A 22,277-nucleotide genomic window follows, 5' to 3' on the forward strand; every position below is an offset into this window, starting at 1 on the left:
CTGCGCCACAAAGTCAGTCGTCGCGATCGCTATACTCAACTGCATCGCCTGTCCCCCGGAGTCTTCCCATGCTCAAAGCAGCCATCGTCCTGCTGCTGATTGCCACGGTGATCAGCCTGTTCAGCGGCCTGTTTTTCCTGGTCAAGGACGACAGCAGCTCCAATCGCCTGGTCATCGCCTTGAGTGTTCGGGTGGCATTGGCCGCTGCCACCGTCGGCTTGATCGCCTGGGGCTTTTACAGCGGCCAACTGGTATCCCACGTGACGTGGTAGCTGCAAGGTTCTAGCTTTGAGCGGCACGCTTGGAGCTTGAAACTCGCGGCTTGCAGCTGTTGTTAAAGCACATAAACGAAGATGAACAAGCCGATCCACACCACATCGACGAAGTGCCAGTACCAGCTCGCCGCCTCGAAGCCGAACTGATGCTCGGCATCGAAATGGCCCTTCATGATGCGCATCAGCATCACGAACAGAATGATCGTGCCGATGGTCACGTGGGCGCCGTGGAAACCCGTGAGCATGAAGAACGTTGCGCCGTAGATGCCCGAACCCAGGGTCAGGCCCAGTTCGTGGTAGGCGTGGATGTATTCCTCGGCCTGGAAGCCGAGGAACGCGCAGCCCAGCAGCACGGTGATCGCCAGCCAGATTTTCAGCGCGCCGCGATGGCCCTTCTTCAAGGCATGGTGGGCGATGGTGATGGTCACGCTGGAGCTGACCAGCAGAATCGTGTTGATCAGCGGCAGGCCCCACGGGCTGATGACTTCCTTGGGTGGCGGGAACAGTTTCGGATCCGGCGTGTGCAGCAGCGGCCAGGTGAACTGGAAGTTCGGCCAGAGCATGTGGGCGATGCCTTTCGGGCCTTCGCCACCCAGCGCCGGGCCGGAAATGTGCCGCACGTAGAACAGTGCGCCGAAGAAGGCGACGAAGAACATCACCTCGGAGAAGATGAACCAACTCATGCCCCAGCGGAACGAGCGATCCAGTTGTGCGCTGTAAAGTCCCGCGCGGCTTTCCTTGATCACCGTGCCGAACCAGCCGAACAGCATGTACGCCACCAGCAGGCCGCCAACGAAAAAGATCAGTGGGCCGTGGGATTCCGGGCGCGCCGCTTTCAGATCGTTGAACCAGGTCGCCAGGCCGTAGACAGTGACGAACATCCCGACCGTGGCAATGATCGGCCATTTGCTTTGGGCCGGAACGAAATAGTGCTCATGAGTTGCCATTTATTGTTCTCCTTATCGGGCACGCTCAACCGCCAGTGTTTGCAGCCACCGGAGGATGTCGGGCGGTGATATCGAACAGCGTGTAGGACAGCGTCAGGTGCTTCACGTCCTTGGGCATGTCGCGGTCAACGATGAAACGCACCGGCATCTCGATCTGCTGACCCGGCTGCAGCACCTGCTGGGTGAAGCAAAAGCATTCGGTCTTGTGGAAATACGACGCGGCGTTGCTCGGCGCGATGCTCGGCACAGCTTGCGCACTCATCGGTTTGTCGGTGGGGTTGCGCGCGATGAAAATCATCTCGTTGACCGCGCCAGGGTTGGCGGTCAACTCGTCGTGTTTGGGGTAAAACTCCCAGGGCATGTCGATGTTATTGGTCGACAGGAACTGCACGCGCACCTGCCGCGACTTATCCACAACCTGCTCACCCTCGTACTGCCCGGCGGTTTTGCCGTTGATGCCGAAGGCCTTGCACATCACGTCGTAGATCGGCACCAGGGCAAAGCCGAAGACAAACATCGCCACCACCACGCCGAGCAGGCGGGTGACCAGTTTTTTCAGCGAGATCGAGTCAGCCATGGTGCAAGCCCTCAACACGACGAATCCCTGCAGGAATGAGAGTCTGTGGCGAGGGAGCTTGCTCCCGCTCGGCTGCGAAGCAGCCGCAAAGCTCTTGGGGCCGCTTCGCGAACCAGCGGGAGCAAGCTCCCTCGCCACAATGGCACGCTCCCACAGGGATATTCGTGTTCATTTCACTTCCGGCGGCGTAGTAAAGGTGTGATACGGCGCCGGCGACGGCACGCTCCACTCCAGGCCTTCGGCGCCATCCCACGGTTTGGCCGGGGCCGGCGCGCCACCGCGAATGGTCTTGATCACGATGAACAGAAAGAAGATCTGCGTGGCGCCGAACATGAACGCGCCGATCGAGGAAACCATGTTGAAGTCGGCGAACTGCAGGTTGTAGTCCGGAATCCGCCGCGGCATTCCCGCGAGTCCCACGAAGTGCATCGGGAAGAAGGTCAGGTTCATGCCGACGAACGACAGCCAGAAGTGCAGCTTGCCCAGGGTTTCGTCGTACATGTGCCCGGTCCATTTCGGTAGCCAGTAATAGGCTGAGGCGAAGATCCCGAAGATCGCCCCCGGCACCAGCACGTAGTGGAAGTGCGCGACCACGAAGTAGGTGTCCTGGTACTGGAAGTCCGCCGGGGCGATGGCCAGCATCAGCCCGGAGAAACCGCCGATGGAAAACAGGATCACGAACGCCACGGCAAACAGCATCGGCGTCTCGAAGGTCAGCGAGCCTTGCCACATGGTGCTGGCCCAGTTGAACACCTTTACCCCGGTGGGGACGGCGATGAGCATGGTCGCGTACATGAAGAACAATTCGCCTACCAGCGGGATGCCGACCACGAACATGTGGTGCGCCCAGACGATGAACGACAGGAACGCGATGCTCGCCGTCGCATAGACCATCGAGGTGTAGCCGAACAGCGGCTTGCGCGAGAAGGTCGGGATGATCTGGCTGACGGCGCCGAAGGCCGGCAGGATCATGATGTACACCTCGGGGTGACCGAAGAACCAGAACACGTGCTGGAACAGCACCGGGTCACCGCCACCGGCGGCGCTGAAGAAACTGGTGCCGAAGTGGATGTCCATCAGCATCATCGTCACGCACCCGGCCAGCACCGGCATCACCGCGATCAGCAGGAACGCGGTGATCAGCCAGGTCCAGACGAACAGCGGCATTTTCATCAGGGTCATGCCGGGGGCGCGCAGGTTGAGGATGGTGGCGACCACGTTGATCGCGCCCATGATCGAGCTGATCCCCATCAAGTGGATGGCGAAGATAAAGAACGTCACGCTTTCCGGCGCGTAGGTGGTGGACAGCGGCGCATAGAACGTCCAGCCGAAGTTCGGCCCGCCACCGGCGGTGAACAGGGTCGAGACCAGCAGCAGGAACGCCGCCGGCAGCAGCCAGAAGCTGAAGTTGTTCATCCGTGGCAGGGCCATGTCCGGCGCGCCGATCATCAACGGGATCATCCAGTTGGCGAGGCCGACGAACGCCGGCATCACCGCCCCGAAGACCATCACCAGGCCGTGCATGGTGGTCATCTGGTTGAAGAACGCCGGCTCGACGATCTGCAGTCCGGGCTGGAACAGCTCGGCGCGAATGACCATGGCGAACGTGCCGCCGAGCAGGAACATGCAGAACGCAAACCACAGGTACAGCGTACCGATGTCCTTGTGGTTGGTGGTCAGCACCCAGCGCATCAGGCCTTTGGCAGGGCCGTGGGCGTGGTCGGCATGACCGTGGTCATCGATTACAGCGCTCATGGCCGGTCTCCTTTACGTGAGTGGACTGGGCTGGCCGGGGCGCGCTGCCCCGGCCGGTTCACGAAGTACGCGATAGACCGGCTCATTTGCTTTCCGCCTGTTTGAGCTCCAGCACTTCTTTTGGCGTGACCATGTCGCCCTTGTTGTTGCCCCAGGCGTTACGTTCGTAGGTCACGACCGCTGCGATATCGACTTCCGACAACTGTTTGCCAAACGCGGCCATGGCGGTGCCGGGTTTGCCGTGGAAGACAATGCTCAAGTGATCCTTGATCGGCCCGGTGGCGATTTTCGAGCCTTTGAGCGCCGGGAACATCGGCGGCAGGCCCTGACCTTCGGCTTGGTGACAGGCAACGCAGGTGGTGTGATAGACCTTGTCGCCGCGCTCCTTGAGTTCGTCTAGGGTCCATTCCTTGCTGGTCAGTTCTTTGAGCTGCGCGGCTTCGGCTTTGCGCTCGGCGAGCCATTTCTCGTAGTCGGCCTTGTCCTTGACCTCGACCACGATCGGCATGAAGCCGTGATCCTTGCCGCACAATTCAGCGCACTGACCACGGTAGAGGCCGGGCTTGTCGACGCGCGTCCAGGCTTCGTTGACGAACCCCGGGATCGCATCGCGCTTGACCGCGAAGGCTGGCACCCACCATGAGTGGATGACGTCGGCGGAGGTCACGAGGAAGCGCACCTTGGCGCCGACCGGCAGCACCAGCGGCTTGTCGACTTCGAGCAGGTAGTGCTCGCCCTTGGCTTCCTTGTTGTGGATCTGTTCGGCGGGGGTGGCCAGGTTGCTGAAGAACTCGACGTCCTGACCGAGGTATTTGTAGTGCCACTTCCACTGATATCCGGTGATCTGGATATCGATATCCGGCTCACTGGTGTCGTACATGCGGATCAGGGTGGCGGTCGCCGGAACCGCCATCGCCACCAGGATCAGCAGCGGCACGACAGTCCAGAGAATCTCGACGGTGGTACTTTCGTGGAATTTTGCGGCGACCTGTCCGGTCGAGCGGCGATGCACGATCATCGACCAGAACATGGCGCCGAAGACGATGATCCCGATCACCACACAGATCCAGAAAATGGTCATGTGCAGGTCGAATACTGCGTGACTGATTTCAGTCGCTCCAGGCGCCATATTCACAGTCCAGGCCGCATGCGCCGGGCTGAAAATCGACCACAACAGGAGGCCCATCCAGACGTGTGGATGTCGCATCATTGCGGGTTCCCCTTATCGTTCTTGTTATCCCGCCGGCTTTCGCCTGCGGCAAGGGAGCGGCTGCATCAGACTACGAACTTGAATTGCCGGGCCTTGCTGCGGGTGCAGTCGGGCGTCATCAGCTAACTCCATTCAATGGCGAGTATAGACAGCCACCGGGAATTGCAATGTCGTCGCGTAAATGATCTGAAACAGCCGGGGCTTGCGCTCAAGGGCACGAATGGAGAAGGATGCAGACCAGTGGTGGCGAACCGATATAACGCCGCTGCATCAAGGATGAAATAATTATGACAAATGCGTCTTAGCATTTTTCGTAAGCCAGCTAACTTATGTCTTCCCTATTTCATTGCCTTGTTCCCTGGAGTTTTCATGAACACCGCCGCATTGCGCGAGCAGATCCAAAAAGCCCGACAAACTGAGAACCAAACCGGACGGCTCAAGCGTCAGCTGGAAGCCAAGTTGCCTCATCTGCATTCGGCCATTCAGTTGCCGGACGCTAACCGCGAAGAAGCGTTGACGAAATTCGTTACCGCTTATATCGACGAAGTACCAGACATGCTGGATGCAGCCAATGATGTTGCCAGGGAAGCGGGAATCGAGTCGCAGATCAAACCGGTGCTGAAAATCGCCGAGCAGTACTTCCTCCAGCCGCCGGTCGGCCTGGACAGCCTGCTGGACGAAGCCTATCTGGCGCACCGCTTTGTCGAAGAGGTCAACGACCTGTACATCACCTATCTCGGCCAGCCACTGATCCCCTTGGACATGACGGTCGCCAATCTGATTGCTCACCAATTGATCGGTGAGGAATTTGCCAACCAACTGGACGAAGCGGTGCATCACGCCATCGACGAGATGCTCAACGAAGAGAGTTTTGCGCGGGAATCGGTAGAAGCCTACCGCGACAAGCTGAGCAGCCCGGATACCGGTGCTGCGTGGAAGCGCTGGCCGTGCATGGGCCGCCGCCTGGGTGTGGGCCTGGAGCTGGATCAGCCAGCGGCATAAACGTTTAAAAGATCGCAGCCTCCGGCAGCTCCTGCAGGAGTGAGTAGTTCACCCTGTAGGAGCTGCCGAAGGCTGCGATCTTTTGATCTTAAGCGGCTGAGCCGATCCCGGTATTAGTCCGAACCCGCCCCTCCAACCGTCGCTTCAACCCACGCGACTCGATCAACAGCTTCGACCCCTTCGCCGCATTCGCCCGGCCCCACTCTTCCAGCAACTCCAGACACGAATGGTCGATGTAGCTCAGGTTATTGAGCGGCACATGCACCGTCGTACCCGCTGGAATGCTGCCCAGCACCTGGGTCAGTGCGGGCACCTTGAGGAAGGTCGCCGCGCCCACCAGACGCAACTCCATCTCGCCGTCTTGCGGCAGGTCGATCAGGCTGATCTTCAGTCGCGAAGCCTTGAACGCCAGTTTCAACATCGTCAAACCGAAACCGATCAGCACGCCGGTCAGCAGGTCGGTGAAGATGATCGCCAGCGCCGTCGCGGCATAGGTGAACATCGGCATCCGTCCGTAACGGCCCAGGCCGCGAAAGGCTTTCAAGTCCACCAGTTTGAACCCGGTATACACCAGCACCCCCGCCAGACTCGCCACCGGAATGCTTTGCAGCACGCTCGACAGCAACAACACGAACGCCAGCAGCCAAAGACCATGGAAGATCGTCGAATAGCGGGTGGTTGCACCGGCCTGGACGTTGGCCGAACTGCGCACGATCACCCCGGTCATCGGCAGCGCCCCGACCAGACCGCAGAGCATGTTGCCGACACCTTGCGCCGACAGCTCACGGTCGAAATCCGAACGCACGCCGTTGTGCATGCGATCTACCGCAGCAGCGGACAACAGCGTTTCGGCGCTGGCGATGAACGCCACGGCAAAAGCCGCAATCAGCAGGGTTGGATCAGCGAGGCTGAGCAAGTCCGCCGGTTTCAGCCAGTCGATGGCCTCCGCCAGATTCTCCGGCACCTCGACCCGTTTAACCTGCAATGCCAGCAGCAGGCTGGCGCCCGTGGCCAGACCGACGCCGAGCAGCGCACCGGGAATGAAGCGCAGCGAATGCGGGCGAAACTTCTCCCACAGCCACATCACCGCAATGGTCGCCAACCCCAGTAAGCCGGCCTGCCAGCCGAACGACGGCAAGGCCTGCGCCACTGCGCCGGGGAAGGCCGTGAGGTTATCCAGACCGGATGGTTGCGGCTTGGCATCGAGCATCACATGCACTTGCGAGAGCACGATCAACACGCCGATCCCGGCGAGCATGCCGTAGACCACCGCTGGTGCCGTGACCCGAAACCAGCACCCGAGCTTCAGGCGCCCGGCCACCAGTTGCAGGAAACCCGCGAGCAACAGAATCGGCCCGAGCATCTCGATCCCGTGCTGGCGCACCAGCTCGAACACCAACACCGCCAGACCCGCCGCCGGCCCGCTGACCTGCAACGGCGAACCCGCCAGCCAACCCACCACCAGGCCACCGATGATCCCGGTGATCAGGCCTTTGGCTGGCGGCAACCCTGACGCGATCGCAATGCCCATGCACAACGGCAGGGCGACCAGAAACACCACCACCGAAGCCAGCAGCTCCCGTGGCAACACCGCTTTCAATTGAGCAGCACGCATGGTGACTCTCCCGAAGTTTTTTCAGGCATGGCTTCGCCGAACCGCTGAAACAGCGGCCGGCGTCATACCACACAGATTTTTAGGGGGATTTAAAAGCGCGCTTTGGGCGTCGCCACCGGAATCGGATGGCTGCCGTCGAGCGGCAGGAAGCGTCCCTGATCCGCGTCGTAAGCCTTGATTTCGCTGGTTTCGATGTTGTAGACCCAGCCATGGATGAACAGTTGACCGTTCGCCATGCGTGAGGCTACCGAAGGATGGGTACGCAAGTGCTGCAGTTGGGCGATGACGTTCTCCTCGGTGAGGATCGGCATGCTTTCTTTTTCGTCGGCGCAGTTACAGTTTTCGTGCACCATGGTTTTTGCCACTTCGGCATGACGCAGCCAGGCTTTGACCGTCGGCATTTTTTCCAGGCTGTGCGGATTGAGCACTGCGCGCATGGCGCCGCAATCGGAATGGCCGCAGATGATGATGTGCTGCACGCCGAGCGCCAGCACCGCGTATTCGATGGCGGTGGAAACGCCACCGTTCATCTGGCCGTAAGGCGGCACGACGTTGCCGACGTTACGGGTCACGAACAGATCGCCCGGGGAACTCTGGGTGATCAGCTCGGGCACGATGCGCGAGTCGGCACAGGTGATGAACATCGCCCGTGGCGATTGCGCCGTGGCGAGTTTCTTGAAGAGTTCTTCCTGCTGCGGGAAGACCTCATGATGAAAATGCAAAAAGCCGTCAACGATGGTTCGCAGCGCTGCATCGGCGGATTCCGCCCCGGGGACGGCTTGCGCCGACGCAGCCAACGGCTGTTTATCCTTGTCACTCATGATTCATCCTCTTTGGCGGATTCGGGGAGTCGTTCCCGTGTATTCCGGTATGAAGCCAGTGGCTGTTTAAAACATCCGGGCCATCCCGACCCGTCAGTCACTCGATGAACAAGGTAGCCGCCGAAACTTAACTCAAACTGAATCAAGCGCTCTAGAACGTGTGTTCCAGGTCACAAAAAACGTGACTGACGTGTTTCGACGGAAGGATTCCAACCCATCAACCATAGGCTGATTGTCGCTAAATCAACGACATCTGGCGACCCGGCGGACAGAAGGCCGTGCAGTCGAGGTTATAGCCCTCACGGTGGTTTAGACCGAGACGTTTAATGGCTTTGGCGAAACGTTGCGCGAGCAGGTCGGCGAATGGCCCCTCGCCGCGCATCCGCGCACCGAACCGGCTGTCGTAGAGCTCACCGCCTCGGCTCTGGCGGATCAGGCTCAGGACATGAGCCGCGCGCTGCGGATAGTGCGCCTGCAGCCACTCCTCGAACAACGGCGCCACCTCCAGCGGCAGGCGCAGCATCATGTAGGCGGCGCTTTGCGCACCGGCGGCGTGAGCCTCGGTCAGCAGACTCTCGATTTCGCTGTCGTTGATCATTGGAATCATCGGCGAACACAGCACCCCAACCGGGATCCCCGCTTCACGCATCACCCGGATCGCCCGCAAGCGTGCTTTCGGTGCAGCGGCTCGCGGTTCGAGGATACGTTTGAGTTCATCGTCGAGGGTGGTCAGGCTGATCATCACCGCCACCAGCCGCTGCTGCGCCAGCTCGGTGAGCAGGTCGAGATCGCGCAAAATCAGCGATCCCTTGGTGACGATGGTGACCGGGTGCTTATAGCGCAACAGCACTTCAAGGGTCTGGCGGGTGATCCTGTGCTCGCGCTCGATGGGCTGATACGGATCGGTGTTGGAGCCAAGATTGATCGGAGCGCATTGATAACCGCGTTTGCTCAACTGTTCCTCAAGCACCTGCGCGGCGTTGGTCTTGGCGATCAGCCGGGTTTCGAAATCCAGCCCCGGCGACATGTCCCAATAGGCGTGGCTCGGTCGCGCGTAGCAGTAGATACAGCCGTGCTCGCAGCCGCGATAGGGATTGATCGAGCGGTCGAAGGGCAGGTCTGGCGAGGTGTTGCGGGTGATGATGGTTTTCGCGGTTTCGATCATCACCTCGGTGTTCTGCGTCTCGGGCACTTCCTGATACCAGCCGTCATCCTCGACCACCGAACGATTCGGCGCGAAGCGGTTGTGCGGGTTGGTCGCGGTGCCGCGACCGCGGGGAGGCAATGGCGTGTGCATCGGATGTGTCCTGATTGCTGTATGTGCATACAGTATCGCCGGCGCGAGCAAACAGCCAGTGCCGTTCGGCGATTCGGAGCATGTGATCAGGTTATCCGGTTTACTGATTGGCCAATTTTTATTGCAATCCGGAGACACATGTTTCAAGTAGCAGTACAACTTGCGATGTCGTTAGTATTCGCCTTGTTGTCATTCTGCTATTCAATATTTAAAAGGATTTAAACATGTCTAACGTTAACCCTCGTGGCATCTTTCTACAGAAACTTGGTCCGACTCCGGTTGATCCGGATGAAGTGCTGGTGTCCATGCAGTTTGCGCTGAAGCAATCCGGCTGGGATGCGGAAAAATCCGTGCCGACCGTCTCTCTGCTGGATTCGCAGATTATCATTGCGTCCTCCTATGACGGTGGTAAAACCTTCGATGTGCGCAATGAAAAAGATGTCGATGGTGACGGTGATATCGATGCCGATGACAAGGCCAAGTTGCTGGCGTTGGCCAAGGCTTATGTAAGTATCATGAGTCCGTAAGCTGACGGCTATCAATGCAAAAAGCCCTGCATGATTCCTGCGTGCAGGGTTTTCTTTCGGACAGTGTTTCGTCGACACCGTAGCCAGCATGTCAGCATTTAATACAAACTTTAAAAGCTCTCATTAAAGCGAGCATCTACTGTCAGAGTTGGCAGGTGTATGCATTTACAGCACGGGTGGCTCAAGTTTGCTGACTGGATGTTTGTACACCCTGTCAGGTTTGACAGTAGACCGGATTTTTCCCACTCGTTAACTTCCGTAAACTGCGAAAGATTACCGATTGGCGCAGTTCAATCAACGGAAGGATTTACCGTTATGACTATCAGGGTATTGCTGGAAATTGTGGATAGTGACAAAGACGGGAATCCGGAAGTCGCGATTTATCACTTCAATGAAGACGCCACTGAAATGATCGATTACGACTACTCGTTGTTCGCTTCATCGTCGGAAGCTAACGGTCGTTATGACTTGATTTCCGAAGACGTCCTCGATGGTGATGGCGACGTCGATAAATACGACAAGAAGCTCTACTTGCAGTTGGCCGATGCTTTTGCGCAGTTCAAGGGTTTTCAGTCCAGGCGTTGAATTGTCCGCTGACACAACAAAGCGTTAATGCCATGTCAGCGGTACTCACGTCTCGTTAATGCGAAGAGACTTGCCCCAGATCATCCCCGGAAGTGGTCTGCATATCATTCTTGCGCAGGCTTTCGACGTCGGCAGCCTTCACCGGCGCCCCTTTGTTGCCCCAACTGCCACGGATAAAGCTCACCACATCCGCCACTTCCTGATCCGACAACCGCCAGGCGAAACCCGGCATGGTGAAGGTCGAGGGTGCCGTGTGCGTTGCCGGCAGGGTGCCGCCCTTGAGTACGATGTGGATCAGCGAGGTCGGATCCTCCGATTGCAGCACCGGATTGCCTGCCAGCGCCGGGAACACCCGGGTGTAGCCGTGGCCGTCGGTACGGTGACAGGCCGCGCAGTTGTCGATGTACACCGCTGCGCCGCGTTGACGGTCGTCGCCGTTCCACAGGGCTTTGGCCGCTTTCGCGTCGTACTGGTGCGGCTGGTCCGCCGGATCATTGGCCGGCAGCGACTTGAGGTAGCGGGCGATCGCGGTCAGGTCGGCGTCGGTCATGTATTGCATGCTGTGAGTGACCACATCGCTCATGCCGCCGAACACTGCACTGCGGTCGCTGCGGCCGGTCTTGAGAAATTGCACCAGCTGCTCTTCGCTCCAGCTGCCCAGCCCATCCTTGTGATCACCCCGCAGACTTTTGGCGATCCAGCCTTCCAGCGGCGCACTGCCGGCGAGGAAGTTCTTGCCGTCCGCCGCGCTCAGGGATTTTTCCTGCATGGTCAGCGCCCGTGGCGTATGGCAGGCGCCGCAATGGCCGAGGCCTTCGACCAGATAGGCGCCGCGATCGATCACCGGATCATCCGAGGTGGCCTTGTAGTCCTCGACCTTCGGCGCAAACAGCCAGCGCCAGCCCATCAGCGGCCAGCGCATGCTCAGCGGCCATGGAATGTCGCTGGCCTTGTTCTCCTGCGCCACCGGTTCGACACCGTGCATGAAGTAGGCGTACAGCGCCTGCATGTCGGTTTCGCTGACCCGGGCGTAGGACGGATATGGCATCGCCGGGTACAACGTACTACCGTTTTTGGCGACGCCGTGGCGCACCGCTTTGTCGAAGTCCTCGAAGCTGTAATCACCGACGCCGGTTTTGTCCGGGGTGATGTTGGTCGAGTAGATCGTGCCGATCGGCGTTTCCATTGGCAGGCCGCCGGCGAACGGTTTGCCGCCCTTGGCAGTGTGGCAGGCCACGCAGTCACCCGCGCGGGCGAGGTATTCGCCTTGTTTGTTCAACGCTTGATCGACGTTGGCGGCATGTACAGCAGCGCTGCCGAGCATGGCCAGGGTCGCGATAAGAATATTCTTCATGGTCATCGCTCCTTATGCCTGAACCAGCGGGCCGGGGTTTTTCAGGTACTGCTCGCGGATTGCCTTGGCCGACCAGTAGGTCAACGCCGCCACCAGCCCGGTCGGGTTGTAACCCAGACCCTGCGGGAACGCCGAAGCACCCGGCACGAACACGTTGTGCACGTCCCAGCTCTGCAAGTAACGGTTCAGGGCGCTCTTCTTCGGATCGGTACCCATGATTGCGCCACCGTTGAGGTGGGTGGTCTGGTAGGCCGCGGTGTTGAAGTGATCACCGACCTGCTTGCCGATCACCGCGATGGCTTTCGGGCCCATGGCTTGAGCGACCTTGCCCATTTTCTCAACCATGAAGCGGTTCATTTTGATGTCGTTTTCCTGCCAGTCGAAGGTCATGCGCAGCAGCGGCAAGCCGTAGGCGTCGCGGTACACCGGATCCAGATCGAGGTAGTTGCCACGGTAGGACTGATGCGCGCCGTGAGCGTCCATCGACACCTGGTGGGTGTAGTAATCGGCGGTCGCGCGTTTCCACTGGCTGCCCCAGGCCGGAGTACCGGGCGGGTTCGAGGTGCCGGCAATCGGGCGGCTGCCAGCCTGGTTGACCCACATTGGCGAGCCGCCGACGAAGCCATGCGGGCCGTGGTCGAAGTTGTCGGCGTTGAAATCATCCAGCGCCACACCGTTGCCGCCGGCCCCGATGAAGTTGTTGGTGTGGGTGTCCTTGTCGAAGAACGCCTTGATGGTCGCCATGTTCTGGTAGGCGAAGTTACGCCCGACCACGCCTTCCCCGCTGATCGGGTCGTACGGTTTGCCGATGCCGGAGAGCAGCATCAGTCGCACGTTGTGCAGCTGGAAGGCGCCAAGGATCACCAGATCCGCCGGTTGCTCGATCTCGCGGCCCTGGCCATCGATGTAGGTCACGCCGGTGGCCTTGGACTTGGTGCTGTCGAGGTTGACCCGCAGCACATGCGAGTTGGGCCGCAGCTCGAAGTTCGGCAGGGGTTTGAGCGCCGGCAGAATGTTCACGTTTGGCGACGCCTTGGAATACATGTAGCAAACGTAACCGCTGCAGAAACCGCAGAAGTTGCACGGGCCCATTTGTGCGCCGTAGGGATTGGTGTACGGGCCGGAGGTATTTGCCGACGGCAGGTTGTAGGGTTTGTAACCGACTTCTGTCGCCGCTTTGCCGAACAGCTGTGCGGAAACGGTGTTTTTCTGCGCCTCCAGCGGGAACGGATTGGAGCGATCCGGTGCGTAAGGGTTACCGCCCTTGCCCTGACCGACCAGTTGGCCCTTTACGGTCCAGGCCTGACCCGAGGTGCCGAAGACTTTTTCGGCGAAATCGAAGAACGGCTCCAGCTCTTCATAGCTGACGCCGAAGTCCTGGATGGTCATGTCCTTGGGGATGAAGCTCTTGCCGTAACGCTCTTCGTAGTGGCTGCGCATGCGCAGTTCGATCGGATCGACGCGAAAGTGCACGCCCGACCAGTGCAAACCGGCGCCGCCGACGCCATTACCCGGCAGGAACGCACCCAACTGGCGGTTCGGCAGGGCGATGTCGTTGACGCTGTGGCGGATGGTGACGGTTTCTTTCGATATGTCCTGAAAGAGTTTTTTGCGCACGCTGTAGGTGAGTTCGTCGATCACCTGTGGATAGTTGCCGTCGGGGTAGGTGTCCTGCATCGGCCCGCGCTCCAGCGCCAGCACGTTGAGCCCGGCTTCGGTCAGCTCCTTGGCCATGATCGCGCCAGTCCAGCCAAAACCGACGATCACGGCGTCGACCTTCTTCATTACGGTTGCCATGCTCAAGCCCTCTCGCCGCGAATCGAAACTGCCGGGAAGGGGTATTGCTCGTTGCGTTCCACCCAATCCATGAAATCGGCGCGGGCGCCGGGGAAGCCGATCATGGTCCAGCCGACCATGCCTTTATTGCCGCCGTGGATCGGGTCGCAGAAGAACCCTTCCTTGGTGTTTTGCAGCAGCAGGCTGAAGAAAATCTTCGCCGGAACCGCATCGAACTGCGGCTTGCCGGCTTCGAGCTGTTTGAGCAAATCTTCTCGGGTAGCGCTGTCTTGCTCGGCAAATGTTTTACCGTTGAGCGATTTTGCCCACTGATCCGTGGCAGCGATGCCCAGGCGATAGATCTCTTTTGGCACCAGTTTGCTCTGCCAGCCCATCTCCGGCGCAGCGTCGGCGTTGAACGGACCTTGCATGTACCAAAGCGCACCGGCGGCGTACGGGGTGTTCATCTGGCGGTCGATGTATTCCGGCACGCCGGCTTCCAGGGCCCCCGGGCCTTGCTCGTCATTGGGGATCAGGTGCGCTACGGCAGCGTTGATGAAGGCCCATTCCTCGGCGGTGAAATAGCTCGGCTGGTAAGCGCTGGCGTCAGCCTTGGCCGGTGTTGCTGCTGGCGCCACCGGGGCCGCTTCAGGCGCAGCTTGCAACACGCTGCTGCCCAGACCGGTGCCGGCGAGGGTGACCACGGGAATCAGGGTCAGGGATTTGCGCAAGAACTCACGCCGCGGGTTGTCTCGATCTGCATCAGACATGGGGGTGCACCTCATCAGGCATTGATAGTTGTCCGTTTCTGCGAACGGCTTGAGCATTTTTTCGTCGCGGCGTGGCCCGGTGGTTGGCCGGGAAAAGGGGGACGCCTGCAACATCGTGTGACAAATGGTAGCAGGCTATGCATCGGGTTGAACCGATTCAGCGGAAAAAGCCGCCTATTTTTACGCGACGCTCAATGAAATCGCACGGATTCACAATTCTTTGACAAGTGCCTCACAGGGCTTTGACCGGCAGACGTGGAAGCTGCAAGGCCTTTCATTGATGAATTCCGATACGGTCAGCCCAGCATGTCTCAAGTGCGCCTTTTTCCTGCTTTGTGTTTGTCGCTTGTTGCCCTGTTGCACTTGATGCCGGCCCAGGCTGACGCTGCTGTCACATCGCGCCCGCCGGAGTGGGCGCAACCGGTTGAAGTGCAGTACAACCTGTTCCAGATGTCGCCGACGCTGTACCGCAGCGCCTTGCCGGATGGCGGCGCAGTGCCGTTACTGAAGAACCTCAAAGTGGCGACGGTGATTAACTTCCTGCCGGAAGCTGACAGCAGCTGGCTGTCCGAGCCGGGCATCAATCAAGTACAACTGCCTTATCGCACCAACCATGTCGATGACGCGGATGTGCTCAAGACGCTGCGTGCGATTCAGGCCGCCGAAGCCAATGGCCCGGTGCTGATGCACTGCAAACATGGTTCCGACCGCACCGGCCTGATGGCGGCGATGTACCGGATCGTGGTGCAGGGCTGGAGCAAGGAAGACGCGCTGAACGAAATGACGCAGGGCGGTTTTGGTGAAAGCGGCCATTTCAAGGATGGCGTGCGTTATGTGATGCAGGCTGATGTCGACAAACTGCGCACCGCGCTGGCCAACGGCGACTGCAGCACCAGTGCGTTTGCCACCTGCTCGATGAAGAGCTGGTTCCAGTCGGTCAACCTCAAGTAAGCCGCACCCTCCACGGCATTGCACCGTGGAGGGCCGTTCGCCGGCTCAGTCTTCGGACTTTTTCTTCAGCTTCGGATTCGGAAAGAACTGCACGGCCTGGACGGTCTTGTCCGGCGCCGGTTTGAACGCGCTGGTATTGACCCGCGTGCCCAGTTCTTTGGGAACCGACAGCCCCTGCTCGTTCAGCGTATCCGAGTAACCACAGGCCACGCACTCACGGTGCGGCACGCTGTCCTCGTTCCACATCATCAGTTTGTCCGGCTCGCTGCACGCCGGGCAGACAGCCCCGGCGATAAAGCGCTTCTTGGTAATCACAGGTGCCTCACTCATGCTGCTGCGTCCTCACTCAGGCCGCTATGGCGCAAGAGTGCGTCAATCGATGGCTCACGGCCACGGAAGTCGACGAACAGCACCATCGGTGCCTGCGAACCGCCACGCGCCAGAATCGCTTCGCGGAACGCGCGACCGGTCTGGGCGTTGAGCACGCCGTCTTCTTCGAACTTGGAGAAGGCATCCGCCGACAGCACTTCCGCCCACTTGTAGCTGTAATAGCCGGCCGCGTAACCGCCGGCGAAGATGTGCGCGAAGCTGTTGGGGAAGCGGTTGTACACCGGTGGTCGCATCACCGACACCTCGTCGCGCACGCCTTCGAGCACTTGCGCCACGCTGCGGCCGTCACCGTGGGTGGCGTGCAGTTCGAAGTCGAACAGCGAGAACTCCAGCTGCCGCACCATCATCAGGCCGGACTGGAAGTTCTTCGCTGCGAGCATTTTTTCCAGCAGGTCCTGTGGCAGCGGCTCGCCGGTTTCGTAGTGACCGGAGATCAGCGCCAGGCCTTCCGGCTCCCAGCACCAGTTTTCCATGAATTGACTTGGCAGCTCGACCGCATCCCACGCCACGCCGTTGATCCCCGAAACACCGGCGTGATCAACGCGGGTCAGCAGGTGATGCAAGCCATGCCCGAATTCATGGAACAGAGTGGTCACTTCGTCGTGGGTCAGCAGCGCAGGTTTGCCGCTGTCCGCCGGGGTGAAGTTGCACACCAGGTTGGCCACCGGGCTTTGCAGCACGCCGTCGACGGTGCGGCGACGGTCGCGGGCGCCATCCATCCATGCACCGCCGCGCTTGTTGGCGCGGGCGTAGAGGTCGAAGAAGAAGCGGCCGACGTGCTGGCCGTTTTCCTTGATTTCGAACAGGCGCACGTCCGGGTGCCAGGTGTCGAAGCCTTTCAGTTCGGCGATTTCGATGCCGTACAGACGCTGGACGATAGCGAACAGACCGCCGAGGACTTTATCGATCGGGAAGTAGGCTCGCAGGGTTTCCTGAGCGACGCTGTAGCGCTGCTCGCGGAGTTTTTCCCCATAGAAACCGCTGTCCCAGCTTTGCAGATCGGCGCAGCCCTGTTCGGCGGCGTAGGCGCGCAGCTGCTGCAGATCCTGCGCGGCGAACGGTTTGCTGCGCTTGGCCAGGTCGCGCAGAAAGCTCAGCACCTGATCGCTGGACTCGGCCATTTTCGTGGCCAGGCTCAGCTCGGAGAAACTCGCGAAACCCAAGAGTTTTGCCAGCTCCTGACGCAGGTCGAGGATCTCTTCCATCACCGGGCCGTTGTCGTTCTGCCCGGCGTTCGGGCCTTGATCCGACGCACGGGTGCAGTAGGCGGCGTAGACTTCTTCGCGCAGCGCACGGTCCTGGGCGTAGGTCATCACCGCGTAGTAGCTCGGGAATTCCAGGGTGATCAGCCAGCCATCGAGGCCTTTGGCCTGGGCGGCAGCGGCCATTTGCGCCTTGGCCGAATCGGTCAGGCCAGCGAGGGCGGCTTCGTCGTTGATGTGCTTGGTCCAGGCTTGCGTGGCATCGAGCAACTGGTTGGAGAAGCGGCTGCCCAGCTCGGACAGTTTGCTTTGCACTTCGGCGTAACGCTTCTGTTCGGCTTCCGGCAGGTCGATACCCGAAAGACGGAAATCACGCAGGGCGTGTTCCAGAATGGTTTTTTGCGCCACGTCGAAACCGGCGGCTTCCGGGCTGTTGGCCAGTGCTTCATAGGCCTGGAAGAGCTCGCGGTTCTGGCCCATCTCGGTGGAGTAGGCACTCAGGGCAGGCAGGCACGACTCGTACGCTTCGCGCAGTTCAGCGCTGTTGCACACGGCGTTGAGGTGGCTGACCGGGCTCCAGGCAGCGCCGAGGCGATCGTTGAGTTCGTCCATCGCCAATACCAGGCCGGCCCAGGTCGGGTTTTGAACCTGGGTCTTGAGAATTTCAGCGATGGCGGCGCGGTTGTCGGCCAGGATCGTTTCGATGGCTGGCAGCACGTGTTCGGCACGGATCGTGGAGAACGGCGGCAGGTCGTAGGACTGCAGAAGAGGGTTGTTCACGCTCACGGTTGGCACCTTGGCTGGAAGAAACATGCACCCATCTTAATTACAATCGACACTCACCGCAGCTATCGGCGACAGAGAGAGAACTTATCGTGCCCGTTCGCAAGTACCAGAATCACACCCCGCTACTCGGCAAAGGCGCGTTTGTCGACGCCTCCGCGGTGGTGATCGGCGACGTCGAAATCGGCGAAGACAGCTCCGTGTGGCCGTTGACCGTGATCCGTGGCGACATGCACCGCATCCGCATCGGTGCGCGTACCAGCGTGCAGGACGGTTGCGTGCTGCACATCACTCACGCCGGGCCGTTCAACCCGGACGGCTTTCCGTTGCTGATCGGCGATGACGTGACCATCGCCCACAAGGTCATGCTGCATGGCTGCAGCGTCGGCAGTCGCGTGCTGATCGGTATGGGCAGCATCGTCATGGACGGCGCGGTGGTCGAGGACGATGTGATCATCGGCGCCGGCAGCCTGGTACCGCCGGGCAAGCGCCTGGAAAGCGGTTTCCTGTACGTGGGCAGTCCGGTGAAACAAGTCCGCTCGTTGACCGACAAGGAACGCGCCTTCTTCACCTATAGTGCGGCGAACTACGTGAAGCTCAAGGACCTGCATCTGGCCGAAGGCTACGACCAGCTCTGAATCGACCTACACCTGCTCAGGATTTCTCATGCATTACCAGACCGTACTGTTCGACCTCGATGGCACCCTGACCGACCCGCGTGAGGGCATCACCCGTTCCATCCAGTTCGCTTTGAGCAAACTCGGCATCGACGAGCCGGACCTGAGCAAGCTCGAACACTTCATCGGGCCGCCGCTGTTGCAGGCGTTCATGCAGTTCTATGGTTTCGACGAGGCCAAGGCCTGGGAGGCGGTGAATTTCTATCGCGAGCGCTTCAAGGTCACCGGCCTGTACGAGAACCGTGTGTTCGACGGCGTCACGCCGCTGCTGGAAACCTTGAGCGGCCAGGGGCGACAGCTGTATATCGCGACCTCCAAGCCGTGGGAGTTCGCCCGCGAGATCGCCCGGCACTTCGACTTCGCCAAACACTTCAAGGTGATCTACGGCAGTGAGCTGGATGGCACGCGAACCAACAAGGTCGAGCTGATTGCGCACTTGATCGCTGAAGAACGGCTCGACCCGGCCAACACGCTGATGATCGGCGACCGCAAGCATGACCTGATCGGCGCGCGCAGCAACGGCATGGATGCGGCGGCGGTGGGTTATGGGTTTGGCAGTTTTGAAGAGTTGAGTGCCGAAGCGCCGGCTTATCACTTTGAAACCTTGGCCGAGTTGCATCAGGCGTTTTTGCAGCGCTGATTAGATTGCTTTCGCGAGCAGGCTCACTCCTGCATTTGGAGTGCGTTCCCCCTGTAGGAGTGAGCCTGCTCGCGATGGCGTCTTCCTCATGAACTCAACTGTCTGTAACTGCCAATATTTTCAAAGCCGCCTTGCGCTTCTCGACAGGCAAATCCCCTAGCTTCTCCACCTCGGCATAAAACCGCAGCCAATCCCCCCCAACCTGCCTGAACAACGCAGCAAACGCCGGCACCCACTGGTCATACAGCCCAAACGGCAACAACCGCGCATTGTTCAGCGGCATATTCACCCACGCGTCATAACGCTTGTCCCCAGCCCACTGGCTGTCGCGCATCACCTGGTAGTCGCGCCGAAACTGCTCGAACTCCGCCGCTTTATCCCTGCGCATCTGCTCGGCCGGCATTGGCTGGGCGTAGAGTTTTTCCAGGCGTGAGCGCGTTTCCAGCACCAGCTCAATGAACTGATCACGCTGCTTGAGCCTGGCATCGGTGTCCGGTGGCAGGCCACGAAACGCCCGCCACTGGCGGGTGCCTTCCTGTTCGACAAACGTGGCAAATGACTCGTTGAACTCGGTGTCGTTCTTCACATAGAAGCGCTGATGCGCCAGTTCATGAAAGATCAGCGTGGCCAGACGCTCATCGCCCCAGCCCATCATCGAGTTGAGGATCGGGTCATTGAACCAGCCGAGGGTCGAATAGGCTTCGACGCCGCCAATCGCTACGTCCATGCCTTGCAGGCGCTGGAGCGCCGCTTCGCCGCGCGCGGCGCTCTGGCTGTAGTAGCCGCGATAGGCCACGCAACCGGCGATCGGGAAGCAATGGTTTTGCGGGGTCAGGGAAAACTCCGGAGTGGCGAACACGTTCCACACCACATACGGCCGGCCAATGTCGGCGTACAGCCGATAGCTCTGGTTATCCGGCAGGTGCAGGTGCTCGCTGGCGAAGGCACGGGCTTTTTGCGAATGGATCAGGTGCGTGCGCAGCGATGCGTCGCGACTGGGGTCAGCAATCACCTTGGCCACCGGTTCGCGTGCCCGCAGCAGCTGCAACTGACCGCTGGCCAATTGGCTGTAATAGCTGACGCTGGAACAACCGTTGAGCAACAAAAACATCACACCCGGAAACAAAATCCGAAAAACGCGATCAAGTAACCCATGGCTTGGAAGCGGCCTGCTCAAAATAAAAATCCTTTGGAAAGTCTGCCCGCAAGACTATCCCGCCATTTGGAGCTTCGCTATGCGCATGTTGTTGCTGACAGGAGGCCTGCTGACGCTGGCCGGTTGTGCCGGATTCGGAATGCCCGACCCTGACCCTTCGCAAGCCTGGATCGATCTCGATGCCCGGCAACAGGACACGGCGCTGCAAGCGCTGAAGGTCGATGACAAGGCGACCGTCGACAAACGTTATTTTGAAGTCGAGCCCGGCAGTCACCAACTGCAGGTGCGCTACCAATTCCCGGTCGAAGCCACCAACATCGGCCCCGATGCCGAACCACTGTGGCGCGACTGCCAGTTGAAGGTGAAATTCAAGGACTTCAACGCCGGTCAGCGCTATCAGCTGCAAGCTGGCAGCATCGGTTTCCGGCCATGGGCGAAGCTCTATGACGAGCAGCGCAATGTGGTCGGCCAAGGAATCCCGGCAGGCTGCCAGCGCACCTGATCGGCGCTATGCTGGAGGTCTGAATCCTGGGACATCCATCATGCGCAAGTTGGTGTTGTTACTCGCGGTCGGCGTTGTCGCGGGCTGCCAGACCCCGTTGCCACCGGTCGATCCGCAAATGGCCTGGGTCGATTTCTCGACCCCGAGCCCCGGCGGAAAACTGCTCATGGCCGAGCGCCTGGATAATCAACGCCTGAGCGACGGGCGTTTCTTCCAGGTCACCCCCGGTAGCCATGAGCTGCGGGTGCGGTTTGACTTCGAGGTGTTTGGTGGCGGCGGCAGTCTGATGACCGGTCCTGTGGAGCGACTGTGCTATCTGTACATTCGCTACGATCATTTCGAGGCCGGGCAGCGTTATCTGCTGGAGGGGCGTTCGCTAGGGTTCACACCGAGCGCCCGTCTGTACAACGCCAAGCGTGAGATCGTTGCCGAGGATCACGACATGAACTGCCTCAGCTGAGACGGATCAGTTGTCGTTCTTCTGGTAAATGATTGCCTTGCTGCCATTTTCACAGGTGCCGATGACCATGGCCACGTCGTGCTTGTCGGCCTCTTCCTTGCTGACGATTTCCAGCGTGTAGGACGGCACGGCGTTCGCCTGGATCTTTACTTCGATTTCTTTCCTGAGTTCTTCACAGTCTTTCGGTGCGGCAAGAACCGTTGTGGCCAATGCACTGCAGAGGATCGCCAAGCCAATACGTTTCATATCTTGAAGCTCCATGGGGCAGCGCGCACGGGAGTACGCTGAAGCTGCTGTCACTTATTCGACCATATTTTTGCGGGGCGGGTTCTGACTTCGCTCACATCTTCAGTAACTGCGGTGATTTGTGGATTACATTCGCGAGCAGGCTCGCTCCCACATTGGAATGCACTTCTCATGTGGGAGCGAGCCTGCTCGCGAATGGGTCAGTCAGCGCCGATTTAGCTGACCAGCGAAGCCTCAAGGGTAATCTTCGCATTCAGCACCTTGGACACCGGGCACCCTTCCTTGGCCTTGTTGCTCAGCTCTTCAAACTGCGCCTGAGTCGCCCCCGGGATTTTCGCCTTGAGGATCAGCTTCACCGCCGTGATTGCGAAGCCGCCATCCACCTGATCCAGCGTCACTTCAGCCTGAGTATCAATGCTGTCGGCCTTCAGGCCCGCATCGCCCAAAATCATCGAAAACGCCATGGAAAAACAACCGGCATGCGCGGCGCCGATCAGTTCTTCCGGGTTGGTGCCCTTGCCGCCCTCGAAGCGGGCCTTGAAGCCGTAGGGGGCTTCTCTGAGGACGCCGGTCTCGGTAGAGATCGAGCCGATGCCGGTTTTCAGATCGCCTGCCCAATGCGCGGATGCTTTCTTCACGATAGCCATGTTCTGCCTCCTCAAGATCTGGCGCGGAACGCCGCGCCGTCGTGGTTTTTGCTTGCAAGGCTTCTGAGGATAGACGCCCGGACAAAGTTCAGCCCGGCTGAATCGTTGACTT

At 59.8% G+C, this 22,277-nt stretch carries 24 protein-coding genes; 9 read left to right on the forward strand and 15 right to left on the reverse strand.

The window, feature by feature from the left end; translation table 11 throughout:
* The first annotated feature begins 68 nt into the window (after positions 1–68).
* The gene (locus BW33_RS03395; RefSeq protein WP_047597048.1) at positions 69–272 is read left to right on the forward strand and encodes a twin transmembrane helix small protein; all 204 of its coding nucleotides are present in this window, start codon (positions 69–71) and stop codon (positions 270–272) included.
* Positions 273–334: 62 nt separating this feature from the next.
* On the opposite strand, the gene BW33_RS03400 is transcribed toward BW33_RS03395, so the two are convergent.
* The 4 genes from BW33_RS03400 to coxB all read right to left on the reverse strand — a co-directional run bounded on the left by BW33_RS03400 (position 335) and on the right by coxB (position 4,764).
* Complete coding sequence (locus BW33_RS03400) at positions 335–1,222, reverse strand: cytochrome c oxidase subunit 3 (RefSeq protein WP_047597049.1); 888 nt, start codon at positions 1,220–1,222, stop codon at positions 335–337.
* A 25-nt stretch (positions 1,223–1,247) separates the two neighbouring features.
* Positions 1,248–1,799, reverse strand: a complete 552-nt coding sequence (locus BW33_RS03405) for a cytochrome c oxidase assembly protein (RefSeq protein ID WP_047597051.1) — start codon at positions 1,797–1,799, stop codon at positions 1,248–1,250.
* Between the two features lie 168 nt (positions 1,800–1,967).
* Entirely contained in the window at positions 1,968–3,554 is a 1,587-nt protein-coding gene (ctaD, locus tag BW33_RS03410; RefSeq protein WP_047597053.1) for a cytochrome c oxidase subunit I, read from the reverse strand.
* Between the two features lie 82 nt (positions 3,555–3,636).
* The gene (gene coxB / locus BW33_RS03415; protein ID WP_047597054.1) at positions 3,637–4,764 is read right to left on the reverse strand and encodes a cytochrome c oxidase subunit II; all 1,128 of its coding nucleotides are present in this window, start codon (positions 4,762–4,764) and stop codon (positions 3,637–3,639) included.
* Positions 4,765–5,133: 369 nt separating this feature from the next.
* On the opposite strand from coxB, the gene BW33_RS03420 reads away from it, so the two are divergent.
* The gene (locus BW33_RS03420) at positions 5,134–5,766 is read left to right on the forward strand and encodes a hypothetical protein (protein WP_047597056.1); all 633 of its coding nucleotides are present in this window, start codon (positions 5,134–5,136) and stop codon (positions 5,764–5,766) included.
* A gap of 88 nt (positions 5,767–5,854) precedes the next feature.
* Here the strand turns inward: BW33_RS03420 and BW33_RS03425 are convergent, their stop codons facing one another.
* The 3 genes from BW33_RS03425 to BW33_RS03435 form a co-directional block, all read right to left on the reverse strand.
* Positions 5,855–7,381 carry a SulP family inorganic anion transporter gene (locus BW33_RS03425; protein WP_047597057.1) on the reverse strand — a complete coding sequence of 509 codons (1,527 nt, stop codon included), beginning with the start codon at positions 7,379–7,381 and terminating at the stop codon, positions 5,855–5,857.
* 89 nt (positions 7,382–7,470) lie between these two features.
* Positions 7,471–8,202 (reverse strand): carbonic anhydrase, encoded by a 732-nt coding sequence (locus BW33_RS03430; protein WP_047597059.1) that lies wholly within the window; start codon positions 8,200–8,202, stop codon positions 7,471–7,473.
* Between the two features lie 238 nt (positions 8,203–8,440).
* Positions 8,441–9,499, reverse strand: a complete 1,059-nt coding sequence (locus BW33_RS03435) for a PA0069 family radical SAM protein (RefSeq protein WP_047597060.1) — start codon at positions 9,497–9,499, stop codon at positions 8,441–8,443.
* A 224-nt stretch (positions 9,500–9,723) separates the two neighbouring features.
* Here BW33_RS03435 and BW33_RS03440 point away from each other — a divergent pair, with 224 nt between their 5' ends.
* Positions 9,724–10,026, forward strand: coding sequence for a hypothetical protein (locus BW33_RS03440; RefSeq protein WP_047597061.1), 303 nt, complete (start codon positions 9,724–9,726; stop codon positions 10,024–10,026).
* Positions 10,027–10,341: 315 nt separating this feature from the next.
* On the forward strand, positions 10,342–10,611 hold the full coding sequence (locus BW33_RS03445; RefSeq protein ID WP_047597063.1) for a hypothetical protein: 270 nt from the start codon (positions 10,342–10,344) through the stop codon (positions 10,609–10,611).
* 55 nt (positions 10,612–10,666) lie between these two features.
* Here BW33_RS03445 and BW33_RS03450 read toward each other — a convergent pair whose 3' ends face one another.
* From BW33_RS03450 to BW33_RS03460, 3 genes are read right to left on the reverse strand one after another with little or no spacing between them, the layout of a single operon-like run.
* The gene (locus BW33_RS03450) at positions 10,667–11,965 is read right to left on the reverse strand and encodes a cytochrome c (RefSeq protein ID WP_047597065.1); all 1,299 of its coding nucleotides are present in this window, start codon (positions 11,963–11,965) and stop codon (positions 10,667–10,669) included.
* A 12-nt stretch (positions 11,966–11,977) separates the two neighbouring features.
* Positions 11,978–13,762 carry a GMC family oxidoreductase gene (locus tag BW33_RS03455; protein ID WP_047597066.1) on the reverse strand — a complete coding sequence of 595 codons (1,785 nt, stop codon included), beginning with the start codon at positions 13,760–13,762 and terminating at the stop codon, positions 11,978–11,980.
* Between the two features lie 2 nt (positions 13,763–13,764).
* Positions 13,765–14,511, reverse strand: a complete 747-nt coding sequence (locus BW33_RS03460; RefSeq protein ID WP_047597067.1) for a gluconate 2-dehydrogenase subunit 3 family protein — start codon at positions 14,509–14,511, stop codon at positions 13,765–13,767.
* Between the two features lie 306 nt (positions 14,512–14,817).
* Here BW33_RS03460 and BW33_RS03465 point away from each other — a divergent pair, with 306 nt between their 5' ends.
* Entirely contained in the window at positions 14,818–15,462 is a 645-nt protein-coding gene (locus tag BW33_RS03465; protein WP_047597069.1) for a dual specificity protein phosphatase family protein, read from the forward strand.
* 45 nt (positions 15,463–15,507) lie between these two features.
* Here the strand turns inward: BW33_RS03465 and BW33_RS03470 are convergent, their stop codons facing one another.
* Both BW33_RS03470 and prlC read right to left on the reverse strand, forming a co-directional pair.
* The gene (locus BW33_RS03470; protein ID WP_047597070.1) at positions 15,508–15,792 is read right to left on the reverse strand and encodes a YheV family putative zinc ribbon protein; all 285 of its coding nucleotides are present in this window, start codon (positions 15,790–15,792) and stop codon (positions 15,508–15,510) included.
* A complete protein-coding gene (gene prlC, locus BW33_RS03475; RefSeq protein ID WP_047597114.1) occupies positions 15,789–17,840 on the reverse strand; it encodes an oligopeptidase A in 2,052 nt (683 codons plus the stop codon). The genes BW33_RS03470 and prlC overlap by 4 nt, the downstream gene beginning before the upstream one ends.
* An 89-nt stretch (positions 17,841–17,929) precedes the next feature.
* On the opposite strand from prlC, the gene BW33_RS03480 reads away from it, so the two are divergent.
* Positions 17,930–18,475, forward strand: a complete 546-nt coding sequence (locus tag BW33_RS03480; RefSeq protein WP_047597071.1) for a gamma carbonic anhydrase family protein — start codon at positions 17,930–17,932, stop codon at positions 18,473–18,475.
* Between the two features lie 28 nt (positions 18,476–18,503).
* Positions 18,504–19,154, forward strand: a complete 651-nt coding sequence (locus tag BW33_RS03485; protein WP_047597072.1) for an HAD family hydrolase — start codon at positions 18,504–18,506, stop codon at positions 19,152–19,154.
* Positions 19,155–19,248: 94 nt separating this feature from the next.
* Here the strand turns inward: BW33_RS03485 and BW33_RS03490 are convergent, their stop codons facing one another.
* Entirely contained in the window at positions 19,249–20,331 is a 1,083-nt protein-coding gene (locus BW33_RS03490) for an aminopeptidase (protein WP_047597073.1), read from the reverse strand.
* A gap of 58 nt (positions 20,332–20,389) precedes the next feature.
* Between BW33_RS03490 and BW33_RS03495 the strand changes: the two genes are divergently transcribed.
* Both BW33_RS03495 and BW33_RS03500 read left to right on the forward strand, forming a co-directional pair.
* Entirely contained in the window at positions 20,390–20,812 is a 423-nt protein-coding gene (locus BW33_RS03495; protein ID WP_047597074.1) for a PA0061/PA0062 family lipoprotein, read from the forward strand.
* Positions 20,813–20,852: 40 nt separating this feature from the next.
* Positions 20,853–21,272, forward strand: coding sequence for a PA0061/PA0062 family lipoprotein (locus BW33_RS03500; protein ID WP_047597076.1), 420 nt, complete (start codon positions 20,853–20,855; stop codon positions 21,270–21,272).
* 6 nt (positions 21,273–21,278) lie between these two features.
* Here the strand turns inward: BW33_RS03500 and BW33_RS03505 are convergent, their stop codons facing one another.
* Complete coding sequence (locus BW33_RS03505) at positions 21,279–21,518, reverse strand: DUF1161 domain-containing protein (protein WP_047597077.1); 240 nt, start codon at positions 21,516–21,518, stop codon at positions 21,279–21,281.
* 215 nt (positions 21,519–21,733) lie between these two features.
* Complete coding sequence (locus BW33_RS03510) at positions 21,734–22,165, reverse strand: OsmC family protein (RefSeq protein ID WP_034152273.1); 432 nt, start codon at positions 22,163–22,165, stop codon at positions 21,734–21,736.
* Positions 22,166–22,277: the final 112 nt, after the last annotated feature.

This window comes from Pseudomonas sp. RIT288 (assembly GCF_000631985.1).
Taxonomy (GTDB): Bacteria; Pseudomonadota; Gammaproteobacteria; order Pseudomonadales; family Pseudomonadaceae; genus Aquipseudomonas.

Bases quoted from the DNA above. Each gene is read 5' to 3' on its own strand.
- BW33_RS03395 (WP_047597048.1), top strand. From the start codon at position 69: ATGCTCAAAGCAGCCATCGTCCTGCTGCTGATTGCCACGGTGATCAGC.
- BW33_RS03400 (WP_047597049.1), bottom strand. From the start codon at position 1,222: ATGGCAACTCATGAGCACTATTTCGTTCCGGCCCAAAGCAAATGGCCG.
- BW33_RS03405 (WP_047597051.1), bottom strand. From the start codon at position 1,799: ATGGCTGACTCGATCTCGCTGAAAAAACTGGTCACCCGCCTGCTCGGC.
- ctaD (WP_047597053.1), bottom strand. From the start codon at position 3,554: ATGAGCGCTGTAATCGATGACCACGGTCATGCCGACCACGCCCACGGC.
- coxB (WP_047597054.1), bottom strand. From the start codon at position 4,764: ATGATGCGACATCCACACGTCTGGATGGGCCTCCTGTTGTGGTCGATT.
- BW33_RS03420 (WP_047597056.1), top strand. From the start codon at position 5,134: ATGAACACCGCCGCATTGCGCGAGCAGATCCAAAAAGCCCGACAAACT.
- BW33_RS03425 (WP_047597057.1), bottom strand. From the start codon at position 7,381: ATGCGTGCTGCTCAATTGAAAGCGGTGTTGCCACGGGAGCTGCTGGCT.
- BW33_RS03430 (WP_047597059.1), bottom strand. From the start codon at position 8,202: ATGAGTGACAAGGATAAACAGCCGTTGGCTGCGTCGGCGCAAGCCGTC.
- BW33_RS03435 (WP_047597060.1), bottom strand. From the start codon at position 9,499: ATGCACACGCCATTGCCTCCCCGCGGTCGCGGCACCGCGACCAACCCG.
- BW33_RS03440 (WP_047597061.1), top strand. From the start codon at position 9,724: ATGTCTAACGTTAACCCTCGTGGCATCTTTCTACAGAAACTTGGTCCG.
- BW33_RS03445 (WP_047597063.1), top strand. From the start codon at position 10,342: ATGACTATCAGGGTATTGCTGGAAATTGTGGATAGTGACAAAGACGGG.
- BW33_RS03450 (WP_047597065.1), bottom strand. From the start codon at position 11,965: ATGAAGAATATTCTTATCGCGACCCTGGCCATGCTCGGCAGCGCTGCT.
- BW33_RS03455 (WP_047597066.1), bottom strand. From the start codon at position 13,762: ATGGCAACCGTAATGAAGAAGGTCGACGCCGTGATCGTCGGTTTTGGC.
- BW33_RS03460 (WP_047597067.1), bottom strand. From the start codon at position 14,511: ATGTCTGATGCAGATCGAGACAACCCGCGGCGTGAGTTCTTGCGCAAA.
- BW33_RS03465 (WP_047597069.1), top strand. From the start codon at position 14,818: ATGTCTCAAGTGCGCCTTTTTCCTGCTTTGTGTTTGTCGCTTGTTGCC.
- BW33_RS03470 (WP_047597070.1), bottom strand. From the start codon at position 15,792: ATGAGTGAGGCACCTGTGATTACCAAGAAGCGCTTTATCGCCGGGGCT.
- BW33_RS03485 (WP_047597072.1), top strand. From the start codon at position 18,504: ATGCATTACCAGACCGTACTGTTCGACCTCGATGGCACCCTGACCGAC.
- BW33_RS03495 (WP_047597074.1), top strand. From the start codon at position 20,390: ATGCGCATGTTGTTGCTGACAGGAGGCCTGCTGACGCTGGCCGGTTGT.
- BW33_RS03500 (WP_047597076.1), top strand. From the start codon at position 20,853: ATGCGCAAGTTGGTGTTGTTACTCGCGGTCGGCGTTGTCGCGGGCTGC.
- BW33_RS03505 (WP_047597077.1), bottom strand. From the start codon at position 21,518: ATGAAACGTATTGGCTTGGCGATCCTCTGCAGTGCATTGGCCACAACG.
- BW33_RS03510 (WP_034152273.1), bottom strand. From the start codon at position 22,165: ATGGCTATCGTGAAGAAAGCATCCGCGCATTGGGCAGGCGATCTGAAA.